Source organism: Sulfitobacter sp. EhC04 (genome assembly GCF_001650875.1).
In the GTDB taxonomy this organism is placed as follows: domain Bacteria; phylum Pseudomonadota; class Alphaproteobacteria; order Rhodobacterales; family Rhodobacteraceae; genus Sulfitobacter.
In genome coordinates, this window is the sequence record NZ_LXYI01000001.1 from 176,804 (window position 1) to 189,707 (window position 12,904).

The window sequence follows — 12,904 nt, forward strand, 5'->3', positions numbered from 1 at the left end:
TAATCAAGGTTTCGCGGCGAAACCGGGGTTCAGAAGTTCGCGGCCTCCAGCGCCATCACCGTATCCGCGCCGGACTGGATGCGCGTCAGGTGAAGGGCGGTCGCCGGAAGTTGTCGTGCCATATAGTAGCGCCCGGTGGCCAGCTTTGTCTCAAAGAACGCCGCGTCGCCGGTGCCATCCTTGAGCGCCTTGGTCGCCGCAAGGCCCATGCGGGCCCACATCAGGCCGAGGCAGACATGTCCGAACATGTGCATGAAGTCGTTGGAGCCTGCCAGCGCGTGATTGGGGTTCTTCATGCCGTTCTGCATGAAGTACATGCCCGCCTGTTGCAGGTCCTTGCTGGCCGCCTTGAGCGGATCGAGGAATGCCGCGTCATAGTCCGCGTCCTGACCCGCGTTGTCCTTGATGAAGCCTTTCACCAGATCAAAGAAGGCCATGACGTGCTTGCCACCGTCCTGCGCCAGCTTGCGGCCCACGAGGTCAAGCGCCTGAACGCCGTTGGCACCCTCGTAGATCATCGCGATCCGGGCATCGCGGGTGAACTGCGACATGCCCCATTCCTCGATATAGCCATGCCCGCCATAGATTTGCTGGGCCTTTACGGTCATGTCATAGCCCTGATCGGTCAGGAACCCTTTGATCACGGGGGTCAGCAGCGACACGAGGCCATCGGCATCCTTGTCTCCCGCGCGGTGGGCCGCGTCGATCATGGTGGCCCCCCAGAGGATGAAGGCGCGCGCGCCCTCGGCAAAGCTTTTCTGATCCATCAGCGAGCGGCGGATGTCGGGGTGCACGATCAGCGGGTCGGCGGGTTTGTCGGGCGCTTCCGCGCCGGTCACCGCGCGGCCCTGCAGGCGGTCCTTGGCGTATTCCAGCGCGTTCTGATAGGCGACATCCGCCTGTGCAAGACCCTGCATGCCGACGCCCACGCGGGCCTCGTTCATCATGGTGAACATGGCGCGCATGCCCTTGTGTTCCTCGCCCAGCAGGAAGCCGGTGGCCCCGTCATAGTTCATGACGCAGGTGGAATTGCCGTGGATGCCCATCTTTTCCTCGATGGAGCCGACGGCGACGCCGTTCCGCTCACCCAGGGAACCGTCCTCGTTCACCATGAATTTCGGCACGATGAAGAGCGACACACCCTTGATGCCCTCGGGGCCGCCTTCGATCTTGGCGAGGACAAGGTGGATGATGTTGTCGGCCATGTCGTGTTCACCCGACGAGATGAAGATCTTCTGCCCGGTGATCTTGTAGGAACCATCGTCCTGCGGTGCCGCCTTGGTGCGCATCAGTCCCAGATCGGTGCCGCAATGCGGTTCCGTCAGGTTCATTGTGCCGGTCCAGTCGCAGGCGACCATCTTGGGCAGATAGGTGTCCTTTTGTGCATCGGTGCCATGCGCAAGAATCGCAGAGGCCGCGCCATGGGTCAGGCCCTGATACATCGTGAAGGCCTGGTTGGCGGCAGAGAACATCTCGCCCACGGCGGTGCCGATGACATAGGGCATGTTCTGGCCGCCGTATTGTTCGGGCATGTCGAGACCCGGCCAGCCGCCTTCCTTGACCTGTGCAAAGGCCTCCTTGAAACCTTTGGGCGTATAGACGACGCCGTTTTCCAGGCGGCAGCCTTCCTTGTCGCCCACGGTGTTCAGCGGGGCGAGAACGCCCGAGGTCAGCTTGCCCGCTTCTTCGAGGATGGCAGAGGTGAAATCGGCTTCCAGCTCATCGTAGCCGGGGGTCTCGCTGCCGGTCACGTTCAACACATCGTGCAGGACGAATTGCAGGTCTTTGACGGGGGGGGTGTAGCTTGGCATGGGTCTGTTCCTAAAGCGCGTGTTGAGGGTGCAGGGTGCCTATTCGGCGGCCTTGCGGGATTGGTTCATGAAGGCGATCATCTTTTCCCCCCATTTCAACTGGTCTTTCAGATCGTCGATGGCTTCGTTCAGCTCATCACGCCGGGATTCCATGTCGGCCAGACGGGCGTGCGCAATCTCATAGGTGCGCGCGATCTGGGTCTGCTGCTGGTCGCCCATGTCATACAGGTCCAGCAACTGGCGGATTTCCTCCAGCGAGAACCCAAAGCGCTTGCCGCGCAGGATCAGCTTGAGCCGGGCGCGGTCACGCTTGGTGAACAGGCGCTTCTGGCCTTCCCGGATCGGGAACAGCAGTTCCTTGGCCTCGTAGAACCGCAGGGTGCGCGGGGTTACGTCGTAGGCATCGCACATCTGGCGAATGGTCATTGTATCTGTTGTCATCATCTCTGCTCTCATCAGAAAACCATCACGTTGATTTTGATCTGGGGATACAGAAAGTCTCTTACAACATCAGTTGACGTTTACGTAACCCAAACGTCACGTCACTTTGGTGCCGAAATGTGGCAAGCCTTTGCAATTCCAGTCAACTTGCTTCTGCGCCTTGTGAAATTGGTGTTTGACGACAGATTTCAATCTACTTATGTCGCAAAATCTTGTAAAGTTGCGCCAGGATCGGATGGATCTATGTCCCGGATAACCGTCAGGAGTTTCGTAACAAGCTGCGCGGCCGCGTCTGATGCCGCGTGCCTCTGGCAGACCATTGTCGGGTTTTTTCAAAGCTGTGGCATAGAGATGGTCAGCTATCATCTGGACAACACCGACAGTCTTCCGGGGGGGCAACTGGGCTTTGTCGAGGATGGGTTTCCGAAGGAATGGGTCTGCGAATACATCGACTCAAATTTGCAGGTGATCGACCCGATACCCGGACTCGCCGCCAGAGTGTCCCGACCATTTCTGTGGTCCGAAATCGAGGAGCTTGCCGACCTGACCGAGCAGGAAGCGGACTTCATGCGCAGGCGGCAGGCATCTGACTTTGGCGATGGGGTCGCGCTTCCGGTTTTCGGCCCGAAAGGGCGGAATGCCTACTTTGGACTTGGGTTTGGCAAATCGGCGGTTGTGGTCGGGCCAGAGAACATATTCGAAATGCAATGTGCAGCGCAGATCGCACATCTTCGATTCTGCGAACTGATTGAGGAACCTCTGTGCCACATTGACCTTTCCCCGAGAGAGCTGGAAATTTTGCGCTGGATGGCCCGCGGCAAGAGCAATAGCGTGATCGCCGAAATACTGGGAATTTCAAGGCATACGGTTGACACGATTGGCCGCAGACTATTTGACAAACTTGATGTTAACGATCGAACGACCGCAGCCATCAAAGGGCTCGGATCGGGACTTTTGCAAATAAAAGAACTTGATATCCTGTAGCGCATTCGCGTGACGTGACCACGACCATTGCCACCGCTATCTGGTCCGTCCACGCGTCATGCTGCATTTGCAGCATATACTGCGAAAGGTTGCTAAATGAACGATTCCGCTAAATCCCTTCCCACAGATGACCCCCGTCAAAAACTGTTGGAAGCGGCCAAGCTGGTCGAAGATGCGGCCTATGATCTGGCGTCTTCCCACTCCAGTCGGCTGGTGTCGGAACTGATCGTGATCGCCGCAGAAATGGACCGCATCGCCAAGGCGATTTCGCTCACCGAACGTGTACAGGATGAGGTGACCAAAATCTGACCTCGCAACCGGGATGAGGCGCTGGAGCGTTTCGCGCTAAACGCGAATGACCACAGACCCTTACACTGCCTGAAACCCACTGCCTGAAATCAGGGATTTCAACGCGCCGCATGATAGGTGATGTGTCATATATTTCGTAAGACGCCGTCGGCGGGATGGTCTGGCTCAAGCCAAACGCGAATCGCTGTAAGTGCTGAGATTTTCCAGTTCTTCGACAGTGTCGTCGTGCAGGCGCTGCAATTCGGCCATGGCCTCGTCCACTTGGGCGCGTTGCTCTGCCAGTTCCTTGAGCTGCCGTTCCGAAGCGATCACCCAGGCGCGCTTCTGCGCCTCGGTCCCTTCCTTCTCGTAGATCAGCAGCCATTGCCGGATGCCCTCAAGGGAAAAGCCGAATTTGCGACCGCGCAGGATCAGCTTCATCCGCGCGCATTCCCTCGGGCTGTAAAAGCGAGACCGCCCTTCACGTGCCGGTTGCAGCAGCTCGATGTATTCATAGTAACGCAGCGTGCGCGGCGTGACGTCGAACCGTTCACACATCTGTTTGAAAGTCAGTCTCTCGTCGGCCATCATCAATCTCCCGTTGCGCAAGCTAGGATGATGCCCGTCCAAGCGCAACAGGTGGTCTTGTCCTTTGCCCGTCACAAGTTGATAACAGTTCCCGAAAGAGGGGCCGATGACTGACAAATTGAAACAAGCCAACCAGTTTATCCGGGCCCTGCCACATGCACGTGCGCTCGGGATGCAGTTGCAGACCCTTGAACTGGGGACGGCGATCATTTCCATGCCCTATGCTGACAGGTTGGTGGGGGACCCCAAGACCGGTGTCATCCACGGTGGCGCGGTCTCGGCGCTGATGGACACGGCCTGCGGTGCCGCGGTAATGAGCCATCCCAGCCATCCGGCAGGCACCGCCACCATTGATCTGCGCATCGAATATCTGCGTGCCGCCACACCTGGACAGGCGATCACCACCGAAGCCACCTGTTATCACGTTACCCGCTCCGTGGCTTTCGTGCGGGCAACCGCGCGGGACGAGGACAGCGAGACTCCCGTGGCCATGGCCACCGGGACATTCACGGTGGAGGGGGGCAAATGACCAAACGCCCTGCACCTGAACCCGTTCAGATCGTCAAACAGCGCCGTGATTCCGTGTTGCGCGCGCTAGTCGAGGGGGTGCCCTATGTGCAGTTCTTGGGCATCGCCTTTGAACGGCGGGGGGATGAATTGACGGGGGTCATGCCGTTCAAGGACGATCTTATCGGCAATCCGATCCTGCCTGCGCTGCACGGCGGCGCGACAGCGGCGTTTCTGGAGGTCACGGCGATCATCACGCTGAGCTGGGCCTTCATCTGGGAGGATATGGAAAGTGGCGCGCTGGATGTCAGCGATCTGAGCCATGTGCATCTGCCGCGCCTGCCCAAGACAATTGATTTCACCGTCGACTACCTGCGCTCCGGCCTGCCGCGCGATGCCTATGCCCGCGCCAGGATCAACCGGTCGGGGCGGCGCTATGCCAGCGTGCATGTGGAAGGCTGGCAGGACAACCGGGACCGGATGTTCGCGCAGGCCACCGGGCATTTCGTGATGCCGCAGCGCAAGGGTTGATGTGACGGAACCGATTTCGGACAGCGAAGTGCGCGCGATCGAGGCAGGGGCACTGGAACCCCGCGATGTGATCACCCATCGGCGCGTGTTGAACATCGCGCTGCCCATTGTCATCTCCAACGCCACTGTGCCGCTGCTGGGGGCAGTGGATACCGGCGTGGTGGGCCAGATCGGGCTGGCCGCACCGGTGGGTGCGGTGGGGCTGGGGGCGATCATCCTCTCCGCCTTCTACTGGGTATTCGGGTTCCTGCGCATGGGCACCACCGGGCTGACCGCGCAGGCCGCAGGCAACCGGGACGAGGCCGAAGTGGCGGCCCTGCTAACGCGCGGATTGCTCGTGGGCCTTGGCGCAGGTCTTGTTGTGGTGACCTTGCAGGTGCCGCTTTTCTGGGCCGCCTTCCTGGTCTCTCCGGGCACTGTCGAGGTGGAGGGCCTTGCACGGTCCTACATGACCATTCGCATCTGGTCGGCACCGGCGGCCATTGCCCTTTATGCCATCACGGGATGGTTGATCGCGCAGGAACGCACCAGGGCTGTGCTGGTGATCCAACTGGTGATGAACGGGCTGAACATCGGTCTGGACCTTTGGTTCGTGCTGGGGCTGGAATGGGGCGTGCAGGGCGTGGCTCTTGCCACTTTCATCGCGGAATGGACAGGGGCGGTGCTGGGCCTGTGGTTTTGCCGCGCGGCATTCAGGGGGCCGGAGTGGCGCAACTGGCTGCAGGTTTTCAACCGTTTGAGATGGGTCCAGATGGTGCGGCTGAACACGGATATCCTGATCAGGTCGATGTTGCTGGAGGCGATGTTTGTCTCTTTTCTTTTTCTGGGTGCCGGGATGGGCGATGTGACGCTGGCAGCCAATCAGGTGCTGCTGCATTTCCTGATGATCACGTCTTACGGGCTGGACGGTTTCGCCTTTTCGGCGGAGGCGTTGGTGGGCAAGGCGATGGGCGCGCGGCAACGCGATGCCCTGCGCCGCAGTGCGATGCTGAGCATGGGCTGGGCCTTTGTTACTTCGGCGCTGGTCACGGTGGTTTTCGCGCTGGCCGGGCCGCAGATCATCGACCTGATGGTCAAGGCACCGGAGGTGCAGCAGATGGCGCGGGTCTTTCTGCCCTATGTTGTTGCCCTGCCGCTGGTCGCCTGTGCGGCCTTCATGCTGGACGGGGTCTTTATCGGGGCCACGCGGTCGCGGGACATGCGCAACATGATGGCGATCAGCTTTGGCATCTACGTGCTGGCAGTGATCCTGCTGCTGCCCGCCCTCGGCAATCACGGGCTTTGGGCGGCGATGCTGATTGCCTTTGTGGCGCGGGCTGTGACCCTTGGGCTGCGCTATCCGGCGCTTGAACGGGCTGCGGGGCAGGCGATTTTTTGAAAAAAATCGGGCCGGAATTTTCGAAAATTCCGGGCGCTTGTCAGAGCAATTCGCCCACAGCCTCGGGCGGACGTCCGATGACGGCGCGTTTGCCACGGAACACGATGGGCCGCTCGATCAGGATCGGGTTTTGCGCCATGGCGGTCAGCAGTTCCGCTTCCGGCGTATCCTTGTCCAACCCAAGTTCCTTGTAGGTCTTCTCTCCAGTCCGCAGCATATCGCGCAGGGACGTCAGCCCCAGCGCGCTGCGGGCCGCGTCGATTTCGCTTTCTGTCGGCGCGTCCTCAAGATAGCGCCGGATGGTGACCTCGGCGCCGCCCTGCTCGATCAGCGCCAGGGTCTGGCGGGATTTGGAGCAGCGCGGGTTGTGCCAGATGGTGATCATAGCCAGTCATCCCTGCGGCTGCCGATCGCATCCGCCACATGATCAAACCCGTCACGGGCCAGCAATGCGTCAAGGCCACGGGCGATGTCACTGACCAGTCCAAGCCCGCCATAGACAAGCGCGGTGTAAAGCTGCACCGCGCTGGCACCTGCACAGATCTTGGCATAGGCCTGTTCGGCCGATCCGACGCCGCCAACCCCGATCAGGGGGATATCGGTGAGTGTGGACAGGCGCGCCAGAACGCGGGTCGATTTGTCGAACAGGGGCGCGCCCGACAGACCGCCCGTCTGATGCGCATGGGCAGAGCGCAACCCGTCGCGGTCCAGAGTCGTGTTGGTTGCGATGATCGCGGAGATGCCTGCGACGTTTGCCACCTCGGCCACGTCCGCGATTTCCGCCTCCGACAGGTCCGGCGCGATCTTGAGGAAGACAGGCGTCGCGCCGCGCACCTCCATCACCCCGTCAAGCAGGGCGGCAAGCGCGGCCTTGCCCTGCAGGTCGCGCAGCTTTTCGGTGTTGGGCGACGACACGTTGACGGTGGCAAAGTCGACGTGGTTGCGTGCGGCAACCATGACGCGGGCAAAATCGGCGGCACGGTCCGTGCTGGTCTTGTTCGCGCCGAGGTTCAGACCGACCGGAATGCCAGCACCACGCCGCGCAAGCCTGCCACAGATGGCATCGGCCCCTTCATTGTTGAAGCCGAAGCGGTTGATGGCGGCGGCGTCCTCGGTCAGGCGAAACAGGCGGGGGCGCGGATTGCCCGGCTGGGGCAGGGGGGTGGCGGCGCCCACTTCGATAAAACCGAAACCTGCCCGCGACAGTGCGGCAATGGCGGTGGCGTTCTTGTCGAACCCTGCCGCCAGCCCGACGGGGTTGGGCAGGGAGAGGCCTGCGAGGGTGGTTTTCAGCCGTGGCGTGGTAATGGGGCCGGGGCGTGGCGTCAGGTTGCAGCGCAGGGCCCGCATGGCAAGCCCATGGGCAGCTTCCGGGTCAAGCCGGTGCAGCGCGCCAAGGCCCAGACGCTCGATCAGCGACATCATGCAAAGCCGTCCTGAGGGGCCAGCGGGGTGCTGCGGATCAGCCGCGACGTGCGGACGGCGGCCTGCCGGTGGATCACCGCGCGCTGGTATTCAGGGTCCGAGATCATCGCCAGAAAGGCATGCGCACTGGGGTAGGCCGCGATGAACATCGCATCCCAATCCTCGTCCTGAGGGCCAATCAGCGTCATGTCGAACTGTCCCCGCCACAGGATGCTGCCGCCCACCCGCGCCAGAACCGGGGCGGAATGCTTGCCATACAGGCCATAGGCCTGCGCCCCGGTCAGCCCGTCGCGGGCCAGGTCGTGGTCGCCGGGGTAATTTGCCAGATCATTGAAGGCGACGAGGTTCAGCATGTTGAGGGGGGCATCGCGGTCCAGCGCCTTGAAGGCGTCGAATTGCGCGCGGTCCGGGTCGATGAAACCGCTCATTGGCTTGCGTCCTCCAGACCGGCAGGAAACTGATGGGCCCCGTCGAGGAGGGGCAGCGGCTGCGCCCAGACAACGTCTTGCATGGTCATCCGGCGATAGAGATGCGGAAACAGCGCGCCGCCCCGCGAGGGTTCCCATTTCAGCGCCTCACCTGCGGCGGTTGCATCCACCGCGACCAGCATCAGGCCTTCGGCCCCGGTGAAATACCTGGCTGCCGTCTCTTCCACCTGTGCGGCGGTCGAAAAATGCACATAGCCGTCCGCGATGTCGATGGGCGCGCCGTCAGTGCTGCCCGCCTGGCGCAATGTGGTCCATTGATCGGCGGTAAATATCTTGAAAATCAACATGGGGCAGTCATGCCCCGGCAGTCAACGGGGGTCAAGGCGGGTCGGACCATCGCAGCCACCTGGATGTGCCCCGGCCGTCGGATTTGAGTATTTGGGGCATAAAGAAGTCCGGTTATCTCTTCTTTTTGCCAAAATATCCGGTCCAGACCCCGAAGCCCGCGTTTCATTGGCAAGGGCACAGGGCATTGCCGCCTGCAGCGCTTGACCCAACGGCATGCCGCGCACAAGCGCTTTGACAGTCGCAAGGGCGCAGGCCACCATGCTGCATGTGTTCCAACTGGGGAAAAGCAATGAAACGATTCTTGACAAGCGTTGCAGCGCTGGGCCTGACGGCCGGTGCGGCTGCCGCCGACTATCAGCTTACCATCCTTCATACCAACGACTTCCATGCGCGGTTCGAACCGATCAGCAAATATGACGGGCCCTGCGGTGCCGAAGACAATACCGCCGGGGAATGTTTTGGCGGTTCCGCCCGGCTGATGACGGCGATTACCGACGCCCGCGCGCGGTCCAACAATTCGATCCTGGTGGATGGCGGTGACCAGTTCCAGGGCACGCTGTTCTATACCTATTACAAGGGCGCGCTGGCCGCCGAGATGATGAACAAGATGGGATATGACGCGATGACCGTGGGCAACCACGAATTCGATGATGGCCCCGAGGTTCTGAAAGGCTTCATGGACACGATCGACTTTCCGATCCTGATGTCCAATGCCGATGTCTCGGCTGAGCCGCTGCTTGCAGGCAACCTGCCGAAATCCACGATCATCGAACGGGGCGGCGAAAAGCTGGGCCTGATCGGGTTGACGCCGCAAGACACGGATGAGCTGGCAAGCCCCGGCGACAACATCACCTTTTCCGATCCCGTGGCTGCGGTACAGGGCGAGGTGGACAAGCTGACTGCGGAAGGTGTGAACAAGATCATCGTCCTGTCGCACTCCGGCTACGCCGTGGACCAGCGCGTTGCCGCTGAAACAACGGGTGTGGATGTCATCGTCGGCGGGCACTCCAACACGCTGCTGAGCAACACCAATGACCGCGCCGAGGGGCCCTATCCGACCATGGTGGGCGACACGGCCATCGTGCAGGCCTATGCCTATGGCAAGTTTCTGGGCGAGCTGAATGTGACTTTTGACGACGACGGCAAGGTCACCGAGGCCAGCGGCGAGCCGCTGATCATGGACGCCGCGGTGACCGAAGACGAGGGCACGGTCGCCCGTATCGGGGAGGCCGCCGCACCGCTTGAGGAAATCCGCAACAAGGTTGTGGCCGAAACCACCGACATGATCGAAGGCAACCGCGATGTCTGCCGAGCGCAGGAATGCTCCATGGGCAACCTCGTTTCCGACGCCATGCTGGCGCGGGTCAAGGACCAGGGCATCGACGTGGCGATCTCCAACTCGGGCGGGCTGCGTGCCTCCATCGACGCGGGCGAGGTCACCATGGGCGAGGTGCTGACGGTGCTGCCGTTCCAGAACACGCTTTCGACCTTTCAGGTGACCGGCGAAACGCTGCTGGCCGCGCTGGAGAACGGTGTCAGCCAGGTCGAGGAAGGCGCAGGCCGCTTCCCGCAGGTTGCGGGTCTGACCTTTGCGTTTGACGCCAGCGCGGAGCCGGGCAGCCGGGTCAGCGACGTGATGGTCGGGGGCGAACCGCTGGACATGGGCAAGACCTATGGCGTGGTTTCCAACAACTATGTGCGCAACGGCGGTGACGGCTATGAGATGTTCAAGACCGCGATGAACGCCTATGACTTTGGCCCCGACCTGGCCGATGTGACGGCGGAATATCTGGCCGAGAATGGTGCCTATACGCCCTATACCGACGGGCGCATCAGCGCGAAGTAACACGCGGTTCAGGCAAAATTGACAGGCGCGGTCCGCAAGGGTCGCGCCTTTTTCTTTTGGTCCGGGTGCCGGACTTTTCAAAAAGTCCGGGCCGATTTTTTCGAAAAAATCGCCTGCCGTCTGCCGCTTGGCTCGATCAATTCATCCCTTTGGCCGCATCCACCGGCTGCTGCGAGGCCTCGACCGTTTGCAGGCTGGAGGTACGGCCGGCATTGATCGGCTGGAAACTGGTCTTGTCGGCATCGGCGACGGCCTCCCGTTTACTGATCCGCCAGAGGGTGTAGAGGATGACCATGCCATGCGACACCGCCGTGATCAGGAAAAGCGCGCGAATGCCCACTTCTGCCATGGCCAGCCCTGCAACTGTCGGCCCGATGATCGACCCGATGCCGAAGGTCAGCAGCAGCCCGCCTGATATCTGGATCGCGGTGCCGGGTTCGGCGTGGTCATTGGCATGTGCCACGATCACCGGGTACATCGCATAGATCGAGCCGCCCAGCAGTGCTGCAAGTGTCAGGTTCATCCCCCGCCCTTCCGGTGCCAGCAGGATAAACCCCAGGTCGGCCACCAGTGCCAGTGCGGCCACGCCGACCAGCACCTTGCGGCGGTCCATTCTGTCGGACATCAGCCCCACGGGCATCTGGATGATCGCCCCCGCCAGGATCGGGATCGAGATGAAAAAGGACACCGCCGCCAGCACCAGGCCCACGTTCTGCGCATAAACCGCCGCCAAAGTGCCGAAGGCGGCGTTGGAGACGCCCACCCAGAACACCGCAAAGACCGCGACCGGCGAATTGCGCCACAGGGCCGCGAGGTTGAGCTTTACGGTGACAAGCGGGGCAGGGGTGGACGAGGAGCTGAGCGCGGTTGGCACCAGCGCCATGCAATAGAAGATGGCCGCCAGCGCAAAGAACAGGAACCCCGCCGGGTCCCCCACCGTCAGCATCAGCGATCCTGCCGTGCTCGCGGCAAGGTTCACCATCGTATAGACCCCAAAGATGCGGCCACGGGTGTCCGGGCTGGATTGTTCGCTCAGCCAGCTTTCGACAATCATCGCGGCCCCGGCAAAACAGAAACCGCAGACGCCGCGCAGCACGATCCAGGCCCATGGGGTGATCTGGATGGCGCTGGCCAGCATCGAAATCGCCGCAATCGCGGCCATCGCGCCAAAAGCCCGAATGTGACCCACCCGCGCCACCAGCGGCGGCGTCATGATGCAGCCCGACACATATCCCACGGCCCAACCGGTGCCCAAAAGACCCAGCGAAACGGCTGAAAATCCTTCAATGGTGCCGCGCACGGGCAGGATCAGACCATTGATCCCGCCTGCAAACAGGAGGAAGGCGGACCCAAGCAGAAGCGCGCTGACGGGCAGGAATTGTCTGATCATCACCTGGTATCCTTTGGCCAATTACGGGAAGCTTGCCAGATATCCGGCACCTTTTACAGGTGGGTCCATGCGATTATCCGGGATTGTCGTCGCCTTTGCAGCCCCGCGGCACGCGCGGTAGGCTGTTGGTCAGGAACAGGCAGAAAGGACAGCAGATGTGTGGACGAATGGCGGTGACCTTGCCCCATGACGCCATGGCGCAGCTCTTTGCGGCGGCACCGGCCAATGACCTGCCGGATGTGCCGAACTACAATGTCTGCCCGACGACCCAGGTGCATATTGTCACGGCTGGCACCGGCGGGCCGCGCCGGTTGGGCGCGATGCGCTGGGGCTTCATCCCCAAATGGTACAAGAAACCGGGGGACGGCCCATTGCTGATCAACGCGCGGGCCGAGACGATTGCCGACAAACCGGCCTTCGGCGCTGCCGCGCGGGAGCGGCGGGGCCTTGTCGTGGCGTCAGGGTTTTACGAATGGACAAAGGACGCAGAAGGGGGCCGTGACCCCTGGTACATCACCCGTCGCGACGGCGCGCCATTGGCCTTTGCCGCGATCTGGCAGGACTGGCGTGCGGATGCGGAGGAAGGGATTCGCACCTGTGCGGTGGTGACCTGCGCCGCAAATGACCCGATGCGGGCGATCCATCACCGCATGCCGGTGATTGTCGAAAAGGAGAACTGGCCGCTATGGCTGGGCGAGGCGGGCAAGGGGGCGGCGTCCCTGATGGTGCCCGCAGCCAATGATCTGCTGACCTGGCACCGTGTCGACCGCGCCGTCAATTCAAATCGCGCTGAAGGGCCTGAGCTGATTGAAGAAATCTGAGCGCATGGCTGTAGCGTTTCGCGTTAGACCTGAATCACCAAATGCTGCCTGAAATCATGGATTTCAACGCATGTGATGATAAGGGCTGTCTCAAGGTAAGCGCCGAAACGCTGTAGGG

General features: G+C 61.6%; 15 protein-coding genes. 7 read left to right on the forward strand and 8 right to left on the reverse strand.

Annotation, left to right across the window (positions count from 1 at the left end):
* Positions 1–29 precede the first annotated feature (29 nt).
* Positions 30–1,811, reverse strand: a complete 1,782-nt coding sequence (locus A8B82_RS00890) for an acyl-CoA dehydrogenase C-terminal domain-containing protein (protein ID WP_067287090.1) — start codon at positions 1,809–1,811, stop codon at positions 30–32.
* 39 nt (positions 1,812–1,850) lie between these two features.
* Positions 1,851–2,252, reverse strand: coding sequence for a MerR family transcriptional regulator (locus tag A8B82_RS00895; RefSeq protein ID WP_067287308.1), 402 nt, complete (start codon positions 2,250–2,252; stop codon positions 1,851–1,853).
* 243 nt (positions 2,253–2,495) lie between these two features.
* On the opposite strand from A8B82_RS00895, the gene A8B82_RS00900 reads away from it, so the two are divergent.
* Positions 2,496–3,236 (forward strand): helix-turn-helix transcriptional regulator, encoded by a 741-nt coding sequence (locus A8B82_RS00900; protein WP_067287093.1) that lies wholly within the window; start codon positions 2,496–2,498, stop codon positions 3,234–3,236.
* Positions 3,237–3,332: 96 nt separating this feature from the next.
* Positions 3,333–3,545, forward strand: a complete 213-nt coding sequence (locus tag A8B82_RS00905) for a hypothetical protein (protein ID WP_067287095.1) — start codon at positions 3,333–3,335, stop codon at positions 3,543–3,545.
* A 165-nt stretch (positions 3,546–3,710) separates the two neighbouring features.
* On the opposite strand, the gene A8B82_RS00910 is transcribed toward A8B82_RS00905, so the two are convergent.
* Entirely contained in the window at positions 3,711–4,112 is a 402-nt protein-coding gene (locus A8B82_RS00910) for a MerR family transcriptional regulator (protein ID WP_067287310.1), read from the reverse strand.
* 106 nt (positions 4,113–4,218) lie between these two features.
* Between A8B82_RS00910 and A8B82_RS00915 the strand changes: the two genes are divergently transcribed.
* From A8B82_RS00915 to A8B82_RS00925, 3 genes are read left to right on the forward strand one after another with little or no spacing between them, the layout of a single operon-like run.
* Entirely contained in the window at positions 4,219–4,641 is a 423-nt protein-coding gene (locus A8B82_RS00915; protein WP_067287097.1) for a PaaI family thioesterase, read from the forward strand.
* Positions 4,638–5,150: a PaaI family thioesterase gene (locus tag A8B82_RS00920; protein WP_067287100.1), complete on the forward strand. Its 513-nt coding sequence runs from the start codon at positions 4,638–4,640 to the stop codon at positions 5,148–5,150. The genes A8B82_RS00915 and A8B82_RS00920 overlap by 4 nt, the downstream gene beginning before the upstream one ends.
* 1 nt (position 5,151) lies before the next feature.
* Complete coding sequence (locus tag A8B82_RS00925; RefSeq protein ID WP_067287102.1) at positions 5,152–6,528, forward strand: MATE family efflux transporter; 1,377 nt, start codon at positions 5,152–5,154, stop codon at positions 6,526–6,528.
* 40 nt (positions 6,529–6,568) lie between these two features.
* Here the strand turns inward: A8B82_RS00925 and arsC are convergent, their stop codons facing one another.
* The 4 genes from arsC to A8B82_RS00945 are packed head-to-tail and all read right to left on the reverse strand — an operon-like array spanning position 6,569 to position 8,728.
* Complete coding sequence (arsC, locus tag A8B82_RS00930) at positions 6,569–6,913, reverse strand: arsenate reductase (glutaredoxin) (protein ID WP_067287105.1); 345 nt, start codon at positions 6,911–6,913, stop codon at positions 6,569–6,571.
* Positions 6,910–7,950: a quinone-dependent dihydroorotate dehydrogenase gene (locus A8B82_RS00935; RefSeq protein ID WP_067287313.1), complete on the reverse strand. Its 1,041-nt coding sequence runs from the start codon at positions 7,948–7,950 to the stop codon at positions 6,910–6,912. Before A8B82_RS00935 ends, arsC begins: the two co-directional genes overlap by 4 nt.
* Positions 7,950–8,381, reverse strand: a complete 432-nt coding sequence (locus A8B82_RS00940) for a DUF1330 domain-containing protein (protein ID WP_067287108.1) — start codon at positions 8,379–8,381, stop codon at positions 7,950–7,952. Before A8B82_RS00940 ends, A8B82_RS00935 begins: the two co-directional genes overlap by 1 nt.
* Entirely contained in the window at positions 8,378–8,728 is a 351-nt protein-coding gene (locus tag A8B82_RS00945; protein WP_067287111.1) for a DUF952 domain-containing protein, read from the reverse strand. Before A8B82_RS00945 ends, A8B82_RS00940 begins: the two co-directional genes overlap by 4 nt.
* A gap of 290 nt (positions 8,729–9,018) precedes the next feature.
* Here A8B82_RS00945 and A8B82_RS00950 point away from each other — a divergent pair, with 290 nt between their 5' ends.
* The gene (locus tag A8B82_RS00950) at positions 9,019–10,575 is read left to right on the forward strand and encodes a bifunctional metallophosphatase/5'-nucleotidase (protein ID WP_067287114.1); all 1,557 of its coding nucleotides are present in this window, start codon (positions 9,019–9,021) and stop codon (positions 10,573–10,575) included.
* Positions 10,576–10,711: 136 nt separating this feature from the next.
* Here A8B82_RS00950 and A8B82_RS00955 read toward each other — a convergent pair whose 3' ends face one another.
* On the reverse strand, positions 10,712–11,965 hold the full coding sequence (locus tag A8B82_RS00955) for an MFS transporter (RefSeq protein ID WP_067287117.1): 1,254 nt from the start codon (positions 11,963–11,965) through the stop codon (positions 10,712–10,714).
* A gap of 155 nt (positions 11,966–12,120) precedes the next feature.
* Here A8B82_RS00955 and A8B82_RS00960 point away from each other — a divergent pair, with 155 nt between their 5' ends.
* The gene (locus A8B82_RS00960; protein ID WP_067287119.1) at positions 12,121–12,786 is read left to right on the forward strand and encodes an SOS response-associated peptidase; all 666 of its coding nucleotides are present in this window, start codon (positions 12,121–12,123) and stop codon (positions 12,784–12,786) included.
* Positions 12,787–12,904: the final 118 nt, after the last annotated feature.

Bases quoted from the DNA above. Each gene is read 5' to 3' on its own strand.
- A8B82_RS00935 (WP_067287313.1), bottom strand. From the start codon at position 7,950: ATGTCGCTGATCGAGCGTCTGGGCCTTGGCGCGCTGCACCGGCTTGAC.
- A8B82_RS00915 (WP_067287097.1), top strand. From the start codon at position 4,219: ATGACTGACAAATTGAAACAAGCCAACCAGTTTATCCGGGCCCTGCCA.
- A8B82_RS00890 (WP_067287090.1), bottom strand. From the start codon at position 1,811: ATGCCAAGCTACACCCCCCCCGTCAAAGACCTGCAATTCGTCCTGCAC.
- arsC (WP_067287105.1), bottom strand. From the start codon at position 6,913: ATGATCACCATCTGGCACAACCCGCGCTGCTCCAAATCCCGCCAGACC.
- A8B82_RS00895 (WP_067287308.1), bottom strand. From the start codon at position 2,252: ATGACAACAGATACAATGACCATTCGCCAGATGTGCGATGCCTACGAC.
- A8B82_RS00900 (WP_067287093.1), top strand. From the start codon at position 2,496: ATGTCCCGGATAACCGTCAGGAGTTTCGTAACAAGCTGCGCGGCCGCG.
- A8B82_RS00940 (WP_067287108.1), bottom strand. From the start codon at position 8,381: ATGAGCGGTTTCATCGACCCGGACCGCGCGCAATTCGACGCCTTCAAG.
- A8B82_RS00910 (WP_067287310.1), bottom strand. From the start codon at position 4,112: ATGGCCGACGAGAGACTGACTTTCAAACAGATGTGTGAACGGTTCGAC.
- A8B82_RS00955 (WP_067287117.1), bottom strand. From the start codon at position 11,965: ATGATCAGACAATTCCTGCCCGTCAGCGCGCTTCTGCTTGGGTCCGCC.
- A8B82_RS00920 (WP_067287100.1), top strand. From the start codon at position 4,638: ATGACCAAACGCCCTGCACCTGAACCCGTTCAGATCGTCAAACAGCGC.
- A8B82_RS00950 (WP_067287114.1), top strand. From the start codon at position 9,019: ATGAAACGATTCTTGACAAGCGTTGCAGCGCTGGGCCTGACGGCCGGT.
- A8B82_RS00945 (WP_067287111.1), bottom strand. From the start codon at position 8,728: ATGTTGATTTTCAAGATATTTACCGCCGATCAATGGACCACATTGCGC.
- A8B82_RS00960 (WP_067287119.1), top strand. From the start codon at position 12,121: ATGTGTGGACGAATGGCGGTGACCTTGCCCCATGACGCCATGGCGCAG.
- A8B82_RS00905 (WP_067287095.1), top strand. From the start codon at position 3,333: ATGAACGATTCCGCTAAATCCCTTCCCACAGATGACCCCCGTCAAAAA.